This window comes from Corynebacterium imitans (assembly GCF_000739455.1).
Taxonomy (GTDB): domain Bacteria; phylum Actinomycetota; class Actinomycetes; order Mycobacteriales; family Mycobacteriaceae; genus Corynebacterium; species Corynebacterium imitans.
Window position 1 is genome coordinate 2,544,808 of the sequence record NZ_CP009211.1, and the last position, 20,514, is coordinate 2,565,321.

Consider the following 20,514-nt stretch of genomic DNA (forward strand, 5'->3'; position numbering starts at 1 on the left):
CACCTACTCCGCATTCTCGGGGTTGGCTTGCCAACGTACGGGTTCGCGCCGCATGACGTCGCTCCACAGGTCGCCGTCGATGGGGCAGAGGACGTCCTCCGGCAGGGCGTCGGCAAGCAGCCACTGCCCGGTGCCGAGGTCATCGCGGAGCATCGCCAGATCGAAGTAGGTCACGCCGATGTACATGCGCGCGTCCTCGACGTCGCGCATCAGCCGCTCCGGTTCCTTCGCTCCGTGCAGGACCGCGAGCTTGTCCGTCAGCGGGTTCATGTGCAGGTGCGCGCTGGGATCGATGCCCTCCTTGGGCACGCCGATGAAACGCGCCGAGGAGACCTCAGCGAGGCCACCGACGCGGAAGTACGCGCTGTCGCCGGTAAGGAACTTGTCCCACCCGTCGTAGTACTCGTTGACTTTCCTTTTCATCGGCAGGTGCAGCATGAGCGCCTCCGCCTCGTTCTCCTGCGGGTGCAACCCGAGGATCAAGAACACGGAACGCTCGACCAACGGCTCCTTCAACTTCGGGTTGGCCACCAACAGCATGCCTGGCTTGAGCGAACCCAGGCCACGATCCCCTGGGATCAGCGCATCAGCCATGCTGCGACTCCCACCACTTCTTCAGTTCCGTGACCGCTTCGTCGTGCTCGAGCTCGCCGCGCTCGAGCCGCAATTCCTTCATGTATTTCCATGCTTTCCCCACCTCCGGGCCCGGCTGGAGCCCGAGAATCTGCATAATCTCGTTCCCGTCCAAATCGGGGCGCACCCGGGCCAAGTCCTCCTTGGCCGCGATGTCCGCGATGCGCTCCTCCAGGTGATCATAGGTGCGCTGAAGCCTGCGCGCCTTTTTTGGATTCCTGGTGGTGCAATCGGCGCGCACGAGCTTGTGCAGGCGGGGGAGGAGCTCGCCCGCGTCCGTCACGTAGCGGCGCACGGCGGAGTCGGTCCACTGCCCCTCGCCGAAACCGTGAAAGCGCATGTGCAGGAAGACGAGCTGGCCGACGTCCTCGGTGACGTGCTTGGGGTACTTCAGCTTGCGCATACGCTTGCGCGTCATTTTCGCACCGACCACCTCGTGGTGGTGGAAGCTCACGCCGCCGCCCGGCTTCACCGCACGGGTATCCGGCTTGCCGATGTCATGCAGAAGCGCCGCCCAGCGCAGCTTGAGGTCCGGGCCCTCGTCCTCCAGCTCGGTGGCCTGGCGCAACACGGTCAGCGAGTGCCAGTACACGTCCTTGTGCTGCATGTGCTCATCCTGCTCCAACTGCAGGGCAGGAATCTCCGGCAGAATCTCGTCGGCCAAGCTGGTCCGCACGAGCACGTCGATCCCTTCCCAAGGTCGCGCGCCGAGCATGAGCTTATCCAGCTCCGCCTGGACGCGCTCCACCGTGATCCGGTTGATCTCCTCTGCCATCGCGCGCATCGCCTCGAAGACGCGGGGAGCAACGTCGAAGCCCAGCTGGGAGACAAAACGGGCGGCACGCAGCATGCGCAGCGGGTCGTCCCGGAACGACACTTCCGGAGCCTGGGGCGTATCCAGGCGGCGCGCGAGCAGATCCTCGAGTCCGCCGACGGGGTCGTGGAAGGTGGGGGCCAACGCGCCGTCGACAAGCGAAAGCTCGATCGCCATCGCATTGCAGGCGAAGTCGCGGCGGATCAGATCGCCTTCGAGCGTGTCGCCGAAGGTGACCTCCGGGTTGCGGGTCACGCCGTCGTACAAATCGGCGCGGAAGGTGGTGATCTCGACCTGTTTCCCCTGCTTGACCGCGGCGACGGTGCCGAACTCGATGCCCGCGTCCCAGGTCTTCTCGCTCCAGGCATCAAGGATCTCCTGGGTCACCTCCGGGCGCGCGGAGGTGGTGAAGTCGAGGTCGTGGCCGAGCTTGCCCAGCATCGCATCGCGCACCGGACCGCCGACCATATATAAGGTCTCGCCGCGCTCCGCGAAACACTGCGCCAGCGGGGTGAGGAAGTCGGCGAGCTCCATGACGCCTCGCTGCGCGCGCGCCATCAGCACGGCGACCGCATTGGGGTCGTCCGCGGCGGGGAGGTCGAACAGGGGCGAAGAAGATTTCGGCGTAGTCACCATGCTCACGTTACCCGGACACGTCAAAGGAGAGGAAGGGCGTTGTGAAATACCACAACCGGCGCTGGGACGGATACGATAAGGCGGATGACTGACAACACACGGCCCAACCGCACCGCCGGCAGCTCCAACAGCGCCGGCGGTGCTGGCGCGCGCGAAAAGGGCGGCGTCGTCGGGGAGAATGGTGCCGGTGGGGGCCAGCAGCGGCCGAAGCGACGCCGCCGTCGCAGGCGCGGGCGCGGCAACCGGTCGGGCAGCAACCACAGCAACCAGAACCAGCAGGGCCAGAATAAGGAACAGCACAACCAGCACTCCGGCCACGGCGCAAGCGAGGCGGGGGAGGGCCGCGGCGGCCAGGGCGGCAAGCGCCGCCGCAACCGCAACCGCTCCGGAGCAAAAGGCGGCAGCAACAGCCGCAACCAGTCGGGCAAGCACCCGGCAAGGCGGAAGCGCGGGCGCGGGCAGGGGAGTAACCGTCGCCAGTCGCAGTACAGCCACCGCTCACAGTCGGGGATGGAAACGCGAGACGAGACCTCGGCCGGCGGCCTGGTGGTCTCCGGGATGGCCGAGGCGGTCAACCCGGAGAACAATAAGGTGGACATGTCGCAGATCTACGTCGCCCTGATTGGGCGGCTCGATCGGCGCCGTCGCCTGCTGTGGTCCATGCCGAAGGGCCACGTGGAAGACGGGGAGCACCAGTGGCGGACCGCGGAGCGCGAGGTGTGGGAGGAGACCGGCATTACCGGCGAGGCCTTCGACACCCTCGGCACCATCGACTACTGGTTCGTCTCCGACGGGGTGCGCATCCATAAGACCGTGCACCATAACCTGCTGCGCTACGTCGACGGCATCCTCAACGACGAGGACCCGGAGGTCACCGAGGTCGCGTGGGTGCCCATGAGCGAACTGATCGAGCGCCTCGCGTACGCGGATGAGCGCAAGCTGGCGCGCGTGGCCTATGACAAGATGCCCAACCTGGCGCGGGCGGAGGCCGAGGCCGGAAGGGCCACTCCGCGATGAGGGGGCCCGCAGGCGCGACGCTGCCCACCCTCGCGGTTGCGGGGTTGGCACTCGCGGCGGGCGCGCAGCCTGTGGCCGCCGACACCCTGCCGGTGCCCACGAACCCGGACAACCCTGAGGTCGCCGCGCAGTGGGTCAACCCCAACGTGCGCGTGGGCGAGGGCGAGCGCGCCACCATCGAGGCGCTCGAGCTGCCCGAGTCGATCCGCGCGCACGATCCGTTTCACGTGAAACTTCGCGTTCGCAACACCTCCGACGCCCCGCTCGAGGGCCTCCAGCTCGTTCCGCGCAGGGGCCCGCTCACCGGCTCGGTCACCGACCAGCGCATGGCCACCATCGCCTCGCTCACCGACTACGGGCTCATCGGCCAGGCCCAGACGGTGCAAGCGCTCGCGCCCGGCGAGTCCACCGAGCTGGAGCTCGACTTCGACACCGACGCGCTCGCCATGGGCGACATCGGCACCTACCCGCTCGCCCTTTCGCTTCTCGACGCCACGGGCACCCCCCTCGACTCCGAACGCTTCCATCTGACGGTCCGCGGGCTTGCCGACGGCGCACGCCCGGGTACCCTCAGCGCGCTCTACCCGATCTCCGCCCCCGTCGACCTGGTGCCGGGGGAGACCGGCGAGGCCCCCGAGGACCCACAGCTCCTGTTGCAGTCCGAGCGGCTTGCCGACCAACTTAAACCTGGCGGCCGCCTGGACCGGCTGGCCACCACCTACCTTGACGCGCTCGACACCCCGCAGGTGCGCGAGGCGACGTGCGCCGCGATCGATCCAGCGCTGGTCAACGCCGTCGACCGTATGACTGGCGGCTACGCCGTGGATTCCGAGCGCGCACCCGTGGTCCAAGAGCCCCAGCGCCTGCGCGACAGCTGGGGCAGCGCCGCGAACGATACCGACGGCACCCCCGGGACCGGCGCGCAGGACGCGGCCAGATTTTTAGAGACGCTGCGCGAGATCGCGCGGACCGGCTGCACCGTCGCCCTGCCGTGGGCCAACGCGGACTTGGACGCGGTGGCGCGTACGGGGGATCCCTGGTTGATCCGGGAGACCGTCAAGCGCGGCCCCTTCGTCCTCGAGCGGGTGCTTGGTACCACCGGAGTGCAAAACCTCGTCGTCGCGGGCAACACCATCGAGCACGCGACCGCACCGGCACTGGGGTGGGCCGACCACGCGCATTCAACCGTGCCTGAAAGCGGCATGCAGGCGGCGTGGGAACTCGACCAGTCCGCGACGGAAGACACGACGGCGGGGGAGAACACCTCCCAGAGCAACCTCGACGTGCGCACGCCCGGTTCTACGCGCACCGCCGCCGCGCCGCGACCGGAGACGACCGTGCGGGTCCTGCTCCCCGCCAATACTATTCAGACAAACCCCGATGTTTCACGTGAAACATCGCCAGACGCACAGCGCTTCGCGTGGGCCGCACCCAACGTGCTTGCGGTGGGCTACCAATCTTCGCTCGCCTCGGTGCTCGCCTCAGTGGGGCCGAATCCAATCACGGCGACATACGCGCCCGAGTTCACCCGCTTCGACGCAACACAGGATTCCGTCGCGTCCCGCGCCACCAACGCGGCGAGCGCGATTCGGCTCGCCGCGCAGCAGGCCTGGACCTTCGAGGACCAACCCGACACCGAGCCCGTCTTTGTCAACCCCCCGGCGACGTGGGACGCGGACAGTGCCGCCACGCTGCTGGGCACAATCGCCGACCTGGTCACCCACGGCGGGGCAGCACCGCTGTCGCTCCAGCGCTACCTGGAGCCGCCCGCGGATACGGTCGTACCGTCGGCCCAGACGATCGGCAGTCCCTATTCCGACCCAGGCACCTACGCTGATACGGAAATCCTCGCGGCGACCCAGCAGGCCCGCTTCATCAACGACCTCACCGAGCTCCTTACCCCCGACCCCTCCATCGCGCTGACCCGCTACGGCTACACGCTACCGCTGCGGCGCGACCTCATCACCGCGCTCAGCCCCGGCCAGCGCCGCTCGCTGCACGGCTACGCGGACGCGGTATCCACCACCAGCCGGACGCTTGCCGGCTCGCGCGACACGCTCACCGAGCTGCGCAACTCGGTGGCGCTCATCCCGCCCGGCAACGTCTACACGCGGACCTCTCCGTCGAGCCCGCTTTTGATCGTCGCGCAGAACGGGATGCCGCTGCCGGTGCGCACCTCCATCCAGTACCGCGGGCCCGAGGGGGCGCGCCTCAACGTCCCTGCCGAGATGCGGATCCCAGCCCGCGGCTCCGTCACCGTCCAGATGACGGCGGACCTTCCGGAGGAGAGCAAGGAAACCAAGCTGCAGCTCTTCCTCGCCGGCCCGCACGGCGCAGCCATGTCGCAACCGGTGGACATCACCGTGCGCACCGCAGCGATGGCCATCCGCGGCTCCGTCCTTCTGCCCGCGATGGCGGCGCTGATCGCCGCCTTCGTCTTCTTCGCGATCTGGCGCCAGCGCCGCCGCGGTGCCGCCGCGCGAGGGGCCGCGACCGAGACTGGCGCCGACCCGCCAAGTGCAGCTGCACCCTAAGACACTTCGGTACAGACCACCACACCTGATTGGAGAAGCTTCCGTGACACAGCAGGATGACGCGGCGCGCGCGGCTGGCTTGCGACGTCGCATAGTCACCCCCGCCCCGCCGGCACCGGTGCCCAAGCCACCGGCCAAGCTGCAAGGCCCCGCGGAGAACCCGGAGCAGCCCGACAAGTCGATGCTGACCACCAGCCCCAAGGGCGAGCGCACGGCGCCGGCAAAAACAGCCGACGCGAAAGATAACGACGCACCGACGAAGGCGGAGACCACCGACACCATCCAGGCTGTCGACGCACCCGAGCCGGCTGCCTCCGAGCAGGCGGCACCGGCCACGCAGACCGCCGCCGTCGCGACCGCCACCCGCGAGACCGACACGGAAGAAGCGGGGGAGGAGGGCACCTCCAACGCCTCGGTCGTGCGCGCCACCGGCTCCATGGCAGTGGCCACGCTCATCTCACGCATCACCGGGTTCATCCGCACCGTGCTCATCGGCGCGGCCCTCGGCCCGGCGGTGGCCTCCGCCTTCAACACGGCGAACACGCTGCCCAACATCATCACCGAGATCGTGCTGGGCTCCGTGCTCACCGCGCTCGTGGTGCCGGTGCTCGTGCGCGCGGAAAAAGAGGACGAGGACCACGGCGCCCGGTTCATCCGGCAGCTGTTCACGCTGACGTTCACGCTCATGGCAGTCGTCTCCGTCATCGCCGTACTCGCCGCGCCGTGGCTGACCAGACTCTTCCTCAACGACGCGGGCAAGGTCAACGTGGTCCAGGCGACCTCGTTCGCCTACCTGGTGCTGCCGCAGATCTTCTTCTACGGCATGTTCTCGCTGTTTATGGCGATCCTGAATACCAAGGAACACTTCCGGCCAGGTGCCTGGGCCCCGGTGGCCAACAACCTCGTCTCCATCGCCGTGCTCCTGCTCTACATGCTGCTGCCAGGGCACTTGCATGCGGCGGCGCCGGCGTCGATAAGCAATCCGCACGTGGCGCTGCTCGGCCTGGGCACGACCCTGGGTGTAGTGGTGCAGTGTCTGATCATGGTGCCCGCGCTGCGCAAGCTGCGCATTGATCTGCGGCCGCTGTGGGGCATCGATGAGCGCCTCAAGCAGTTCGGCGGGATGGCGCTGGCGATCATCACGTACGTGGCGATCAGCCAGGCCGGCTACATCGTGACCACGCGCATCGCCTCGACGGCGAGCGAGGCCGCCCCGATTATTTACCAGCAGCACTGGATGCTGCTGCAGGTGCCCTACGGCATCATCGGCGTCACGCTGCTTACCGCGATCATGCCGCGGCTGTCGCGCAACGCCGCCGACGGCGACGACGAGGCCGTGGTCCGCGACCTCACGCTCGGTACGAAGCTGACGTTTATCGCCCTGATCCCGATCATCGTGTTCATGACGGCGCTCGGCCCCGACATTGGGCACGCACTGTTTGCCTACGGCAACTTCGACGGCGACACCGCCCGCACCCTCGGGCTGACGATCAGCTTCTCCGCGTTCACGCTCATCCCGTACGCGCTCGTCATGCTGCACCTGCGCGTCTTCTACGCCCGCGAGGAAGCATGGACGCCGACGATGATCATCGCCGGCATCACCGCCACCAAGATCGTGCTGAGCTACCTCGCGCCCATGGTGGCCGACTCCACCCAGTCCGTAGTCGTGCTGCTGGGTGCGGCCAACGGCTTCGGCTTCATCGCCGGCGCGCTCATCGGTGCCTTCCTGCTGCGCCGGAAGCTTGGCACGCTGCAGGCCGGCACCGTCATGCGGACCTCGATCTGGGCGTTCGCCGCCGCACTCGTCGGCATCGCGGCGACCTACCTGCTTCGCTGGCTCGTACGCGACCTTGCTGGTGTGGACATCCCGGGCGCACTCGGCCGCCTGATCGGGCTGCCTTCGCTCGGCTTCCTCATCGAAGTGATCATCTTGGGGATCATCTTCGTCATCGTCACCGGCCTGGTCCTGTCGCGCTCCAAGCTGCCCGAGGTGCAGAACCTCGGCCGCGCACTCGCGCGCATCCCGGGCCTGTCCCGCTTCATCACCCCGGACGAAGAGGCCGCCCTCGAGGTCGGCGAGGTCGACCCGCGGGACATGTCCACGCAGTTCCTCGCCTCCGACACCTTCAACGCAAACCCGGTTCCGCCGCCAATGTCGGCCGGCGTGGTCCGCGGCCCGCGCCTGGTGCCGGGTGCCAGCGTCTCGGACGGGCGCTTCCGCCTCATCCGAGACCACGGCGCGACCACCGGGGCACGTTTCTGGCAGGCCCGCGAGGTGGCCACCGGCGCACCAGTCGCGCTGACGTTTGTGGACACCACCGGTGCCGCGCCCATGGCGCCCGCCACCCCGCGCGAGGCCGCCCTCCAGGCCGCGGGCGTGGCGCGCCGCACGCGCAAGCTGGCCAACCTGCACCACCCGGCCGTGGCCGACAACATCGAGATCCTCTCGTACCGCACCGGCTCGCTGATCGTCGCGGACTGGATCGAGGGCTCCTCGGTCAAGGCGGTCGCCGAGAGCGGCCAGACGCTGCACACCGAGGCCGTCGCCAACGCGCTCGCCCCGCTCGCCGGGGCGCTGGCCGCCGCGCACGAGGCCGGCATCCCGCTCGGCCTGGACAACCGCCAGCGCCTGCGCGTGGATACCGACGGCCACGTCCGCCTCGCCTTCCCGGCCATCCTGCCGGACGCCTCCGGCCCCGCCGACGCCGACGCCTTCGCCTCCGCGCTCCAACTGCTCACCACGAACGTGAACTCGGACGCGCTCGAGGGCATCACGAAACGCACCCGCGCGCTTGTCGACGCCGACGCGATCGAAGACAGCGACTTCCGCGACCTCGAAGTGGCCCTGCGCGAAGAGGCGAACCTGCCCGCACCAGGCGAGGAGGTGACTGGCGTCGACGAGGATCTGGACCCGGCACCCGAGGCAGCCGCGGAGCCCACGACAGATACGACCGAGGGTGAAGGCGATTCCGGCTTCGCCGAGTACGTCGAGCCCGTCGCCGAGGACACTGACGACCCGGACGAGCTGCGCGGCGGCTTCGGCTCGCGCCGCCTCGGCACGGTCACCACCGTGCTGCTTTCCGCCATCGCGGTAGGAGCCGTGGTGCTCATCGCCGCGCTGACCACCTCGCTGATTGGCTTCCTCTCCGGCGACGACACCAACTCCCCGGTCACGCACGACTCCGTGCAGCAGGGCGAGCAACATATCGAGGAGGAGGCCACCGAGCACGTCGGCCTGCCCGTGATCATCAGCCCGCTCACCGCGCAGCCTATCGACGCCGAAGGCCAGCCCGTAGGCGAGCCCGGCACCGGCGACAGCGCCAACGACGGGGACACCGAAAAGCCGGACAAGGACGCCGAGGGCCCGGCCGCCACTGTGGACGGGGACCGCACCACCGGCTGGACCATGGCACGCGGTGGCGGCATCGCGTACACCCCACCGACCACGGCTGGCGAGGTCAGCGTGGAGCAGCTGCTCATCGACACCACCTCCGACGGCGGTCCGTACAGCGTCCACGCCATCCCGGTGGACTACGAGGGCCCACTCACCGCGGAAGCGTTGCCCACACTCGCCGAGGGCACCTTCCACCCGGGCCAGAACAGCGTGGACGTGGACGACTCCGGCCCGCTGCGCGGGGTGTTCCTCTCCCTGCCGGCGAGCGAGAAGTCCGATGAAATTCAGGTACGGGAGGTCTCGCTGATCGGGTTCACCGAACTGCGCTAACACCATCTGAATAAAAATGCCCGGCCCCCGCGCGCACCCGGCGAGGGTCGGGCATACTTGTGCCTACATCATTGAACTTGGGGGAGTTTTTGGGGGAAAACCATGCAATTTCGCACTGACCGCGAACTGTTGCGCGCGCACGCCCGCGGCGAACAGGACGCCTTTGCAGATATCGTCCGCAAGCACAGCCCGTACCTGCTGCGGGTGGCCTACAACTATTCGCACAACGAGCACGACGCCCAGGACGTCGTCCAGGAAGCCCTGCTCAAGGCCTATCGCAACCTGCGCAATTACCGCGGGGAGGCGCAGCTTTCCACCTGGCTGCACCGCACCACGGTGAATACGGCCATCGACCACAAGCGCCGCGTCTCGCGCAAGGACCGCGAGATAAGCATCGACGACGAGGACAAACTCGGCATCGAGCGCAACACCCGCCTGTCCCACGACCCGCTGCGCGGCCTCGCCTCGGCCATGGCGCTGCGCAACGAGGTCGCCAAGTTGCCGCGCGCCCAGCGCCGCGCTTTATTGCTTATCGACGTCCACGGCATGTCCGTCGAACGCGCCGCCGAAGAGCTCGGCGTGCGCCCCGGCACCGTGAAGTCCCGCCGCTACCGGGCCCGTTCCGTGGTGGCGGAAGCGATGATGGACCGGATCTAGAAGTAGGGCAGTACACTGTGGAACCGTAAATAGCGCACTGTCGTATGAAATAAAGGTGGAAGAACATGACCAACCCCGGTTTTAACCTGGTCAACGTCGATAAGCTCGGCAGCTCCGAGAAGGCTGCGCCGACAGAGGAGTCCGCGGCCGCGGACACTTTGCACGACGTGATCATCGTCGGCTCCGGGCCGGCCGGCTACACCGCCGCCCTGTACGCGGCGCGCGCCGAGCTTAAGCCCCTGGTGTTTGAGGGTTACGAGTTCGGCGGCGAGCTGATGAACACCACCGAGGTTGAGAACTTCCCGGGCTTCGCCGAAGGCGTCATGGGCCCGGATTTGATGTCGAATATGCGCGAGCAGGCCGAGAAGTTCGGCGCGGACTTGCGCCCCGAGCTCGTCGAGCGCGTTGACTTTAGCGGCGAGGAAAAGAAGGTGTACGTCGACGGTGAGGAGTACCGTGCCCGCGCTGTCATCCTGGCCACGGGTGCCGCCCCGCGCCACCTGGGCATCCCCGGCGAGGAGCAGCTCACGGGCCGCGGTGTGTCCACCTGCGCGACCTGCGATGGCTTCTTCTTTAAGGACCACCACATCGCCGTGGTCGGCGGCGGCGACTCCGCGATGGAGGAGGCCACCTTCCTCACCACCTTCGGCTCCAAGGTGAGCCTGATCCACCGCTCGGAGAACTTCCGCGCCTCCAAGATCATGCTGGAGCGCGCCCGCGCGAACGAGAAGATCGAGTTCATCACCAACACGGTCGTCGAAGAGGTCCAGGAGGCCGACGGCAAGGTCGGCGGGCTGAAGCTGCGCAACACTGTCACCGGCGAGGAGCAGCTTCTCGACGCCACCGCGCTGTTCGTCGCCATCGGGCACGACCCGCGCTCGGCCTTCCTGGAGGGCCAGGTCGCGGTGGACGAGGGCGGCTACATCCAGGTCGAGGCCCCGACCACGGCGACGAGCGTGCCGGGCGTGTTCGCGGCCGGCGATGTGGTGGATAACCTCTACCGCCAGGCCATTACCGCCGCGGGCGCGGGCTGCCGCGCCGCCCTCGATGCGCAGCACTACCTCGCCACGCTCTAGGTCGCGTTCTACGCAACCTGTGACCCATCTGTTACCGCGCTCCACGGTCGCGCCTCCCGCCGATCGTGCGCGCGGCACTAAGGTGGGAAAGCAACCGTGTAATGAATTTATCGAGGAGCGAAAACCTTATGAGCGCACCAGTTGATGTCACCCAGCAGACGTTCAAGTCCGAGGTCATCGAATCCGATATCCCGGTTATCGTGGACTTTTGGGCCACCTGGTGTGGGCCGTGCAAGAAGCTTTCTCCCATCCTCGACGAGGTTGCCCAGCAGTTCGACGGCCAGGTCAAGGTGGCCAAGATTGACGTGGACGCCGAGCGCACCCTGGCCATGATGTACCAAGTGATGTCCATGCCCACCGTCATGGTATTCAAGGGCGGCCAGAAGGTCGACGAGTTCATCGGTCTTCGCCCCAAAAACGAGATCGTTGAGCGGGTGCAGGCGCACCTTTAAGCCCGTGGCACGCGGGTTCGCTAAGCCGGGCCCGCCCCACGTAAGATAGTGCTAACTTGGTCGGCTGACCTCCTCTTACCTGCTTTCCAACACAGAAAGGCCAAAAGTGCGTGCAACTCTTCGCGTCGGCGATTCCAGCGCTCGTGTTGCTGAGGCCCGCACCACGCTCGCGCGCCTCGGCATGTTGCCGGAGTATGAGGGGTCGTTGGATGACTGGAACTCCCGGAAGTTTTCCAAGCAAGAGATGCTTTTCGACGAGGCGTTGGCTGACACCATCAAAGCCTTCCAACAGTCGCGCGGCATCATGCCGACCGGCAACATCGACGACATCACGCTGCGCGAGTTGCGCCAAGCCTCGTACAAGCTGGGCAACCGCGTCCTGAGCTACCAGCCGGGCCAGGAGCTCGTCGGCGATGACGTGGTGCAGCTGCAGACGCAGCTCCACGAGCTGGGCTTTTACTCCCACCGCATCGACGGGCGCTTCGGTGCCCGCACGCACGAGGCGCTCATGGCCTACCAGCTCAACTCTGGGCTGGAGGACGACGGCACCTGCGGGCCCGACACCCTGCACGCACTCAGCCTTTTGGGCCGCCGCATCACTGGCGGCTCCGCCACCGCGATCCGTGAGCGCGAGCACGTCCGTCAGGCTGGCCCGCAGCTGACCGGCAAGCGCGTCGTCATCGACCCGGCCCTGGGTGGCACCGAGCGCGGCCTGACGGTGGAGGGTCCCTACGGGCCAATCACCGAGGAGGAGCTCGTCTGGGACCTGGCGCAACGCGTTGAGGGCCGAATGATCGCCGCCGGGGTGGAGACCATTATTTCCCGCACCCGCGGGGATAACCCCTCCACGAAGTCGCGCGCTGACCTGGCCAACAGCTTCAGCGCTGACCTGGTCATCTCCCTGCAGCTGGATCAGTACCAGAACGAGAAGGCCAACGGTGTGGCGACCTTCTACTTCGGCAGCGAGATCGGCAGCTCGTCGATGACGGGCGAGACCCTTTCCGGCTACATCCAGCGTGAGATCGCCGCGCGCACGCGGCTGCAGAACTGCCACAACCACGCGCGCACTTGGGAAATGCTGCGCATGACCAAGATGCCCACGGTGGAGGTCGTCGCGGGCTACCTCACCAACCCGGGTGACCTGGCCGTGCTCACCGATCCGGCGCAGCGCGACGCGATCGCCGAGGCCATCGTGGTTGCGGTCAAGCGCCTCTACCTCATGGAGTCGGACACGCAGCCCACCGGCACCTACTCCTTCCAGGACCTGCTGCGCGAGGAGCGCGCTTAGGCTACTTGATGAAGTAGCGCGTGGTGCGGGTGGTGCCGATGCGGCGGAGCAACGCGGCGTCGACGCACTTGCGCAGCGCCCGGTAGGCCTGCTGCTGGCTCAGGCCCGTCTGCTCGGCGACCTCGCCGCTGGCCAGGCCGTTTCTGCCCGCGCGCTGCACAGCCCCAAAGACGAGCGCTTCGTTGCCCTTGAGCTCGTGGTCTACGGCCGCGCCGGCGTGGGTCACGGTGACGGTCACGCCGCGGCCGTGCGTGCCCGCGAAGCTCAGCGGCTCGAGACCCGCGGCGTCGAGCTGTTCGCGCAGGTCCGGCATACCCGTACCCGCCGCCCGAGTCAGCCCCGTCATCGCAACAGCGGTGGCCAGGTGCAGCGAACGCGGCGCGTAGGTGGGTGTGCCCGCTGCCAGTTCGCGCGCATCCACGCCGCGGGGCAGTCCGCCGGGGCTCGACACCGTCGAGCGTTCTTCCTCTAAGGCCACATACACCGGGCCGGGCTGGAAGTAGTCGCGGTGAGTCAGCGCATTGATGGCCAGCGGAAATGCGGGGCCAAGCGTTGTGCGTTGCTCGTTAAGGGCGTGCAAGATTGACGCGACTGGGCCGGAAGTCCGGTGCGTCTGGTGAGTGTGCCGCCGATCCGAGAACACCAGTTGGTGGTACGGCAGGTGTTTCGCAATCGCCTCGGCGCGGCCGAAGAGCGCGATGGCTCCGAGGGTCAGCGGGGTAGGGGAGTCGTCGCGGAAGCCCAGGGAGCGCACCAGGCCGTCGTCGCTGCGCTTGGCAAGTAGCGCATCGCCTCCGTGCGCGGCGGCCAGGTCGCGGAAGTGCTGGACTGCGGCCGGGTCGAGGTCGGCTGGCGTGGCTCCCTCGGCGGGCAGCAGCGCCCAGTCGATCCCATTGGCGTCGCGGTAGCGGGTGAACAGGTAGGTGGGGTCCATGCCGACGCTTTCGGCCACGCCTTGGCTGTTGAGTCGGCGGGCGAGATAGGTGCCCCACGTGGTGGCGACGGGGCTCGGGTGCGCGTCGGTACTCACCGCGACGACTTCAGCGCCGTCGAGCGTGGCCGTCTCCACCTCCACGTGGAGCGGCGGGTTCGTGTAGCGCCGAACTGCCATGGCGAGCTCTGCCGGATCGGTGCGCTCGCCGTGGAAGGGGTAGCATCCACTGATGGAACCGTCGCTATCAACGCCGATGAAAAGGGTGCCGCCATCTGTGTTGGCGAGCGATGCCATTGTTTCAATCACGCGGCGTTCATTAATAAATGCACCTGATTTGCGGCGAGCGAACACCCTGGTCAGGCCTTGTCCCTGAGCGATTGATTCGTGGATATCCGCGACAGCCATGCGGCTATCTTACATCATTGTTATTCACGTACCGCACTGGCGGAAATGATTGTATTGATTGATTGAATGAGTGAATCTGCTTAGCACGCGGGTACCGCGGCGAGCAGATCGGCGATCTCGTGGGCTGCCATGAGGTCGAACGCTGGCGGCAAGGTAAGCCGCAGGCGGGGGAGTACCGGGTGGTCGGCCACCACGCGGAAACCCGCGGATTCGAGGATCGACACCTCGCTCAGGCCGATCGAGGCGGCGTGGCGGGCGATGCGCGCAACCCCAGAATCGGCGACGTCTGCGTCGGGGCGCAGCCCAAAGACCTCGAGGGCTTGGGCATCTGCGCGGGTGGCGGCGGTGATGGTGGCGTCGAGAAGCACTGCCTCCCAGCCGCGATTCTTCGCGCTAGTGGCGATGTGCAGACTGGTGACAACCCATGCGTCGCGGCTTATAGGTGCCGTGGGCATGCGGGCAGCACCCGGGGCATGCTCCGGCGGGCAGAACAGGCAGGTCGCGAGCGCGCCGGAGGTGGTCGTGGGCTCGGCGATGGAAAAGCCGATCGGGTTCTGCGCGTAGCAGCGGGCGAGCAGCCACGCGCCTTTATCCAGCTCGGAGGTGGGGTTCTCGCTGGTGGCGGCCGGGTCCAGCTCCCAGAACACGCTGTCTGCTGCGCACGGGTGGATGCGCGCAAGCGTTGATTCCTCGAGCGCGACGAGCTGTCCCCCGGGTAGCGCCATGGTGTTAGTCTTCGCCCTGGATGAGCCCCATGATGCGCTCGAAGTCGTCCTTGTCGCCGAACTCGACGACGATCTTGCCCTTGCGCTTGCCCATGGTGACCGAAACCTTGGTGTCCCAGGCGTCCGCGAGGCTGTTCGCGGCGTTGGTGAGGTACTCCGGCTGGGGGACAGGCTCGCGCTTCTTCTTCTCGGGCAGCTTGCCGTTGTTGTTCAGCAGGGTGACGGCCTCCTCGGTCGCGCGCACGCTTAAGCCCTCGGCCACGATGCGGTTGGCCAGTTCGTTCTGCGCGGCCGACGTCGCGGCCTCGCTGTCCAACTTCACGCCCAGCAGCGCGCGGGCGTGGCCTGCGGAAAGCACGCCCGCAGCCACGCGGCGCTGCACGTCCACCGGCAGGCGGAGCAGGCGGATCGCGTTGGTGATCACGGGACGGGAGCGACCGAGCTTGTCGGCGAGCTGCTCCTGGGTCACACCGAACTCCTTGAGCAGCTGCTCGTAGGCGGCGGCCTCTTCCAGCGGGTTGAGCTGGACGCGGTGGATGTTCTCCAACAGCGCGTCGCGCAGCATGGCCTCGTCGGACGTCTCGCGCACGATCGCCGGGATGTGCTTCAGTCCGGCCTTGGAGGCAGCGCGCCAGCGGCGTTCGCCCATGATCAGCTCGAAACCGTCCTTGGTGTCGCGCACCACGATCGGCTGCAGCAGGCCGAACTCCCGGATGGAGTGGACCAGCTCGGCGAGCTCGTCCTCGTCGAAAACCTGGCGCGGCTGCTTTGGGTTGGGGATGATCTGGCCCAGCGGCACCTCTTGGTAGCGTGCGCCAACCGGCACCGGCTGCATCACGTTGTCCTTCGCCGCCTTTACCGTCGGCGCGCCCTTCACCGGCCCGCGCGGGCTCCCGCCGACGGTCGGGGCGCCCTTGACCTTCTTCTTCGACGCACCCTCGCGCTGCTTGTCCTGCGCGGCCTGCTCCTGCTTCTCATCGTCGCGACGATCGCGGGCCCCGGCGTTGTCTCCGAAAATGATGTCGGAGGCGTTGTTACCAATCGCGCCGGTCTTGCCGGTGGTATCCGTCGATGCGGGGGCGGACGGGATCAGCGCGGCGAGGCCGCGGCCAAGTCCACCTTTACGTTGTTGTGCCATGGTTTTCTCCTTAGTTTCCCTCGTCCGCGCTATCTGTGCCGTCTGTGCCGTCTGTGTCATCTATGTCATCTGTGCCGCCGTCAAGCTCCGCGTACACCGCCGGGCTCACACCAATCGGCCCGGTCGTTTCGTGCGGCTGGTAGTCCCCGCGCGTCGCCAGCTCCCGTGCCGCGTCGAAGTAGGCCAGCGCGCCGCGCGATCCCGGGTCGTACTCGATCACAGTCTGCCCATAGCCCGGTGCCTCGGAGACCTTCACCGACCGCGGGATCACGTTGTTCAGCACCACCTGCCCGAACTGGTCGCGCACCTCGGCGGCGACCTCGGCGGCGAGCTTCGTGCGCGCGTCGTACATGGTCAACAGGATCGCCGAGATGTGCAGGTTGTGGTTGAGGTGCTCGCGGATCATGCCGATGTTGCCCAGCAGCTGGCCCACGCCCTCAAGCGCGTAGTACTCGCACTGGATCGGGATGAGCACCTCGTCCACCGCGGTCATCGCGTTGATGGTGAGCAGGCCGAGCGAAGGCGGGCAGTCAATGAAGACGTAGTCAAAGCCGTACTCATCCAAAAACCCGCGCCGCAGTGCGTCGTGCAGCCGGTACTCGCGCCGCACCATCGAGACCAGCTCGATCTCCGCGCCGGCAAGATCAATCGTGGCCGGGATGCAGAACAGGTTCGGGTTGTCCGGGTTCTCCTGCACCGCGTCTTTCGCCTCGGACTCGCCGATGAGAATCTCGTAGCTGGAGACGGTCCCGGAGGTGTGCTCAGCGCCAAGTGCAGTCGAGGCATTTCCCTGGGGGTCCAGGTCAACCACCAGGACTTTCAGGCCCTGCTTGCTTAGCGACGCCGCCATATTCACCGCCGTCGTCGTCTTGCCCACCCCGCCTTTCTGGTTGGCAATGGTGAGCACCCGCGGGTGATCCGGCTTGGGCAGCGTTTTGCGCCCCGAGGTCATCTGCGCGGCCCGCTGTGCCGCGGCCATGATCGGCGTGTCGTCGTAGTTCTGCTCGTCCATGCTCGCCCTACTTTCGCACGATCCGGATCAGGGTGGTCGGCTGCGCAAGCAGCCCCTCACCAACCTGGAAGATCTCCGCGTCCACGCCGCCCGCCTTGCGGATCTGCGCCTGGTCGCGCTCGAGCTCCTCGCTTACCGACGCCCCCTTCATCGCCACCATCGCACCCCCGTGCCGCACCAGCGGCAAGGACCAGCCGGCGAGCTTGCCCAGGGGTGCCACCGCGCGCGAGGTCACCGCGTCGAACCGACCGCGCTTCTGCTCCTCGGCGCGCCCGCGCACGACCGTGACGTTATCCAGGCCCAGCTGCTCTTTGACCTCCTTGAGGTAGGTCGAGCGCTTCAACAAAGGCTCGATCAGCGTCAGCTGCAGATCCGGGCGCGCAATGGCGAGCGGGATGCCGGGCAGGCCTGCGCCAGAACCGACGTCGGCAACGGATGCGCCCTCGTCGAAAGCCTCGGCTGCGACTGCGCAATTGAGGATGTGGCGCTCCCACAAGCGGTCGACTTCCTTCGGGCCGATGAAGCCGCGCTCGGCGGCGACGGTGGCTAAAGAATCGTGGTAGGCCTGTGCCAACTTAACGCGATCACCGAAGACGGTGCGCATAAGCTCGGCATTTGGGGTTGCTTGCGGGCTGGGTTCCGACACGGCTGTGCACTCCTTTGCGGCAAGGGGAATTCTCTAGCAACCGACTCTAGTAAATGCGCCAAACTTTGGGGCAATCGTGGCGTCGACAAGCAACAAGGGCCCACACGCAAAAACCCGCCGCCTTTGCACAGGCGACGGGTTGGGGCGAAACGGGCTACTTGCCCTGCTTGCGCTGCTTCTTGGTGCGCTTATCCACGGTGCGGGCACCGACCTGGGGAGCGGAGGCGCGCTTTGCCTCGCGCTTGGCGGCCTCTTCCTCCTCCTCTTCCTGGTCCATCTTGGCGTAGACAATCCGGGTCTGGAAGAAGGTCCAAATGTTGTTGGACAGGGAGTAGAACAGCAGGCCGACGTGCCACACGAAGCCGGTGAACAGGATCATGGCCGGGAGGAACCACAGCATCATCTTGTTCATCATCTGCATCTGCTGGTCCATCATCTGCGCGTTGTCACCCTGCGGGGTGTTCGCCTTGCCGGCAGCGCGGCGGGCCTGCTGGCGCTGGATGGACATGCGCGCGTTGAGGTGCGTAAACGTCGCGGACAGGATGACCAGCGGGAGGCACACCGCAATAATGTGCGCGCGGGTGAGCTCGTCGACACCAGTAAAGGCTGCGAATGCGTCCTCCGGCATAGACATGTACGCCGAAAGCGGGACGCCGAAGATGTCGGCATCCAGGAAGGAGCGGACATCGTCAGGGGAGAAGGCGTAGTTGGCGATGTTGCGGTTTTCTTCAACCGACAGGCCCAACGCGCCCGGGCCCGTGCCGGTGCGGTTGAACGAGCGCAGCACGTGGAACAGGCCAATGAACACCGGCATCTGCACCAAGGGCACCAGGCAGGAGGCGAGCGGGTTGGTGCCCATCTCCTTGTAGAGCTTCTGGGTCTCCTCGGCCATCTTCTGCTGGTCGTTCTTGTACTTCGTGCGGATCTCCTGCATCCGCGGCTGCATCTCCTGCATCCGGCGCATAGATCGCATCTGGTTGACCATCGGCTTGACCAACAGTGCACGGATCGTCACCGTGAGCATGATGATGGACAGCGCCCAGGCCATACCCGAGTCTGGTGAGAGAATCGCGCCGAAGAGTTTGTGGTAGGCCCACAACACCCATGAAATCGGCCAATAAATGAAGTTCAGCACTTTCGGCAGTTACTCCTCATCGGTTCGTTGTGTGTTCGTTTCCGCAGCGTGCGGGATACTTCCCGGGACCGGATCGTAGCCGCCCGGATGCCAGGGCCCACACTTCGCCACCCGCGCAGCCGCAAGCCACGTGCCTTTCACGGCACCATGCCTTGCGACGGCCTCGAGCGCGTACGCGCTACACACAGGCAGAAAACGGCAGGTCCCACCCAGCTTAAGGGGTGAGAGATACTTTTGGTAGAGGCGCACCAGCTTCACCAGCGCGGATGCGGCGAATCCCCGGGGCGCGCGGATTTCACCACCCGCGAAGTTGTAGTACGCCATCTACGTTGTGCGCGTCGGTGTGTCCGCTGCCTTGTGCCGGGCTTTGTTTTGAGCTTTCGCCAGCGCGCGGCCGAAGTCGCGATCCAACTCGGCACTCGTCGCTGTTGCCGCGGTCGGCAGCGCGCGAATGACCACGTCGAACTCGCGCGGCAGCGACTCCGCGTGTGCGCGCGCGATCGCGCGCAGTTTGCGGGAGACCGCGTGCCTGGTCACGGCGTTGCCCACCTGCTTAGACACCACGAGCCCGAACCGGGGCCCGCCGTAAATAGCGGTCTCGGTTCGGGCTCGCAGGTGGACCACCAGGGTGCGTGACCCTGCACGCGAGCCGCGCATCGTGCGACGAAAATCGCGCGAGGTCGCAAGCTTCAGCGAGGAAGGCAGCACGGTGGCTTGAGGGGCTTGAAGGGCTTTACGCGCTCAGCTTTGCGCGGCCCTTCTTGCGGCGCGCGGAAACGATAGCGCGGCCGGCGCGGGTACGCATGCGGGCGCGGAAGCCGTGCTTGCGTGCGCGACGACGGTTATTGGGCTGAAAAGTCCGCTTAGACACGATGGACTCCTTGTAGTTACATCACGGCGGCCAGCGGTGCGCAGCGTACTGCGTACCTCCCGGGGCAGAGGCCGCCTCCGTTAAAAAAGTTGTGTTGAGATTGCGTATTCCAAGGTTCCGCATGCCCCACCTGCACAGACTCGCCCTTGCGGGGGCCCGGTACTCGGCGCGGGTGGCGCTCTCAAGCGCGCAAGGTGTGTCCGGGCTGCCGGATACTTGGGCCGTATCGGGTGGCAGCGCCAGGCGCAACAGGCGCGACAGACTTCACTAGGGTACGTGAGGTTTCCCCCGCGCGACAAATCGACACGCCCCGCGATACAGAGGGTGGTGGCGGGTACCCCCGGAATTACAACAGTGTGTTTTTTCGCAGGTAGGGCCGGGTTCTTAGGGCGCGTAGTGCGCGAACCCCGACTTTGTCGGCCCGTCTTACCCGACACGTGTTCGAAGTCTTCGGGTTATCCACATTCCGCGCTTCGCGCTCATCTAGACACTGCGAGGTGACAGCGGGTAACAATGTTTTATCACCACAATTTCACATCACTTTTGTTCACAGCGAGCGGCAAAGCTGTGGATAACTCTGAAGTACGGGTTGAGACTTTCGCGGAAAGCTGCGCGTTTTCGCAGCTCATCGCCGTTTCGCATCTGTGACAGAGTTATCCACAGGGTTATGCACCCGTTGTGGATAGAACCCAACCGCAAATCTATCCACAGGTGTGGATAAACTTGTGGAAGATGAGGTGAGGGCCCCGCGGGGTCCTCACAAACTTGTGGAGGCACCGCGAATTCCAGTGGATTCCGCGGTGGGTTTTTAAATTAC

18 protein-coding genes are annotated in these 20,514 nt (G+C 66.5%); 7 read left to right on the forward strand and 11 right to left on the reverse strand.

The annotated features are described in order from the left end of the window. Positions 1-3: 3 nt before the first annotated feature. Entirely contained in the window at positions 4-594 is a 591-nt protein-coding gene (locus CIMIT_RS11840; protein ID WP_038593452.1) for a YqgE/AlgH family protein, read from the reverse strand. Further along, positions 587-2,005 carry a CCA tRNA nucleotidyltransferase gene (locus CIMIT_RS11845; RefSeq protein ID WP_051905065.1) on the reverse strand — a complete coding sequence of 473 codons (1,419 nt, stop codon included), beginning with the start codon at positions 2,003-2,005 and terminating at the stop codon, positions 587-589. Before CIMIT_RS11845 ends, CIMIT_RS11840 begins: the two co-directional genes overlap by 8 nt. 162 nt (positions 2,006-2,167) lie before the next feature. On the opposite strand from CIMIT_RS11845, the gene CIMIT_RS13030 reads away from it, so the two are divergent. From CIMIT_RS13030 to CIMIT_RS11880, 7 genes are all read left to right on the forward strand, one after another. Further along, complete coding sequence (locus tag CIMIT_RS13030) at positions 2,168-3,100, forward strand: NUDIX hydrolase (protein WP_084674376.1); 933 nt, start codon at positions 2,168-2,170, stop codon at positions 3,098-3,100. Then, positions 3,097-5,634, forward strand: a complete 2,538-nt coding sequence (locus tag CIMIT_RS11855; RefSeq protein WP_095066737.1) for a hypothetical protein — start codon at positions 3,097-3,099, stop codon at positions 5,632-5,634. Before CIMIT_RS13030 ends, CIMIT_RS11855 begins: the two co-directional genes overlap by 4 nt. 25 nt (positions 5,635-5,659) lie before the next feature. Further along, on the forward strand, positions 5,660-9,358 hold the full coding sequence (murJ, locus tag CIMIT_RS11860; RefSeq protein ID WP_407919547.1) for a murein biosynthesis integral membrane protein MurJ: 3,699 nt from the start codon (positions 5,660-5,662) through the stop codon (positions 9,356-9,358). A gap of 102 nt (positions 9,359-9,460) precedes the next feature. Continuing rightward, positions 9,461-10,015 carry an RNA polymerase sigma factor gene (locus CIMIT_RS11865; protein ID WP_038593461.1) on the forward strand — a complete coding sequence of 185 codons (555 nt, stop codon included), beginning with the start codon at positions 9,461-9,463 and terminating at the stop codon, positions 10,013-10,015. A gap of 65 nt (positions 10,016-10,080) precedes the next feature. Further along, complete coding sequence (gene trxB, locus CIMIT_RS11870) at positions 10,081-11,091, forward strand: thioredoxin-disulfide reductase (RefSeq protein WP_084674377.1); 1,011 nt, start codon at positions 10,081-10,083, stop codon at positions 11,089-11,091. A 128-nt stretch (positions 11,092-11,219) separates the two neighbouring features. Further along, on the forward strand, positions 11,220-11,543 hold the full coding sequence (trxA, locus tag CIMIT_RS11875) for a thioredoxin (RefSeq protein ID WP_038593464.1): 324 nt from the start codon (positions 11,220-11,222) through the stop codon (positions 11,541-11,543). A 106-nt stretch (positions 11,544-11,649) separates the two neighbouring features. Then, a complete protein-coding gene (locus CIMIT_RS11880) occupies positions 11,650-12,831 on the forward strand; it encodes an N-acetylmuramoyl-L-alanine amidase (RefSeq protein WP_038593466.1) in 1,182 nt (393 codons plus the stop codon). A gap of 1 nt (position 12,832) precedes the next feature. On the opposite strand, the gene CIMIT_RS11885 is transcribed toward CIMIT_RS11880, so the two are convergent. The 9 genes from CIMIT_RS11885 to rpmH all read right to left on the reverse strand — a co-directional run bounded on the left by CIMIT_RS11885 (position 12,833) and on the right by rpmH (position 19,697). Then, entirely contained in the window at positions 12,833-14,170 is a 1,338-nt protein-coding gene (locus CIMIT_RS11885; protein WP_084674379.1) for an RNA-binding domain-containing protein, read from the reverse strand. Between the two features lie 80 nt (positions 14,171-14,250). Continuing rightward, on the reverse strand, positions 14,251-14,895 hold the full coding sequence (locus tag CIMIT_RS11890) for a hypothetical protein (protein WP_051904995.1): 645 nt from the start codon (positions 14,893-14,895) through the stop codon (positions 14,251-14,253). Positions 14,896-14,899: 4 nt separating this feature from the next. Then, on the reverse strand, positions 14,900-16,033 hold the full coding sequence (locus CIMIT_RS11895) for a ParB/RepB/Spo0J family partition protein (RefSeq protein WP_038593469.1): 1,134 nt from the start codon (positions 16,031-16,033) through the stop codon (positions 14,900-14,902). A gap of 10 nt (positions 16,034-16,043) precedes the next feature. After that, positions 16,044-17,045, reverse strand: a complete 1,002-nt coding sequence (locus CIMIT_RS11900; protein ID WP_084674380.1) for a ParA family protein — start codon at positions 17,043-17,045, stop codon at positions 16,044-16,046. Positions 17,046-17,052: 7 nt separating this feature from the next. Then, the gene (rsmG, locus tag CIMIT_RS11905) at positions 17,053-17,649 is read right to left on the reverse strand and encodes a 16S rRNA (guanine(527)-N(7))-methyltransferase RsmG (RefSeq protein WP_038594890.1); all 597 of its coding nucleotides are present in this window, start codon (positions 17,647-17,649) and stop codon (positions 17,053-17,055) included. A 196-nt stretch (positions 17,650-17,845) separates the two neighbouring features. Beyond that, positions 17,846-18,826 (reverse strand): membrane protein insertase YidC, encoded by a 981-nt coding sequence (gene yidC, locus CIMIT_RS11910; RefSeq protein WP_038593484.1) that lies wholly within the window; start codon positions 18,824-18,826, stop codon positions 17,846-17,848. A gap of 9 nt (positions 18,827-18,835) precedes the next feature. Then, positions 18,836-19,150, reverse strand: a complete 315-nt coding sequence (yidD, locus tag CIMIT_RS11915) for a membrane protein insertion efficiency factor YidD (protein WP_038593487.1) — start codon at positions 19,148-19,150, stop codon at positions 18,836-18,838. Next, the gene (rnpA, locus tag CIMIT_RS11920; protein ID WP_038593489.1) at positions 19,151-19,534 is read right to left on the reverse strand and encodes a ribonuclease P protein component; all 384 of its coding nucleotides are present in this window, start codon (positions 19,532-19,534) and stop codon (positions 19,151-19,153) included. A 25-nt stretch (positions 19,535-19,559) separates the two neighbouring features. After that, entirely contained in the window at positions 19,560-19,697 is a 138-nt protein-coding gene (gene rpmH / locus CIMIT_RS11925) for a 50S ribosomal protein L34 (RefSeq protein ID WP_038593492.1), read from the reverse strand. Positions 19,698-20,514 lie beyond the last annotated feature (817 nt).

Coding starts and splice junctions, on each gene's coding strand:
- CIMIT_RS11840 (WP_038593452.1), bottom strand. CDS start 594: ATGGCTGATGCGCTGATCCCAGGGGATCGTGGCCTGGGTTCGCTCAAG.
- CIMIT_RS11845 (WP_051905065.1), bottom strand. CDS start 2,005: ATGGCGCGCGCGCAGCGAGGCGTCATGGAGCTCGCCGACTTCCTCACC.
- CIMIT_RS13030 (WP_084674376.1), top strand. CDS start 2,168: ATGACTGACAACACACGGCCCAACCGCACCGCCGGCAGCTCCAACAGC.
- CIMIT_RS11855 (WP_095066737.1), top strand. CDS start 3,097: ATGAGGGGGCCCGCAGGCGCGACGCTGCCCACCCTCGCGGTTGCGGGG.
- CIMIT_RS11865 (WP_038593461.1), top strand. CDS start 9,461: ATGCAATTTCGCACTGACCGCGAACTGTTGCGCGCGCACGCCCGCGGC.
- trxB (WP_084674377.1), top strand. CDS start 10,081: ATGACCAACCCCGGTTTTAACCTGGTCAACGTCGATAAGCTCGGCAGC.
- trxA (WP_038593464.1), top strand. CDS start 11,220: ATGAGCGCACCAGTTGATGTCACCCAGCAGACGTTCAAGTCCGAGGTC.
- CIMIT_RS11885 (WP_084674379.1), bottom strand. CDS start 14,170: ATGGCTGTCGCGGATATCCACGAATCAATCGCTCAGGGACAAGGCCTG.
- CIMIT_RS11890 (WP_051904995.1), bottom strand. CDS start 14,895: ATGGCGCTACCCGGGGGACAGCTCGTCGCGCTCGAGGAATCAACGCTT.
- CIMIT_RS11895 (WP_038593469.1), bottom strand. CDS start 16,033: ATGGCACAACAACGTAAAGGTGGACTTGGCCGCGGCCTCGCCGCGCTG.
- CIMIT_RS11900 (WP_084674380.1), bottom strand. CDS start 17,045: ATGGACGAGCAGAACTACGACGACACGCCGATCATGGCCGCGGCACAG.
- rsmG (WP_038594890.1), bottom strand. CDS start 17,649: ATGCGCACCGTCTTCGGTGATCGCGTTAAGTTGGCACAGGCCTACCAC.
- yidD (WP_038593487.1), bottom strand. CDS start 19,150: ATGGCGTACTACAACTTCGCGGGTGGTGAAATCCGCGCGCCCCGGGGA.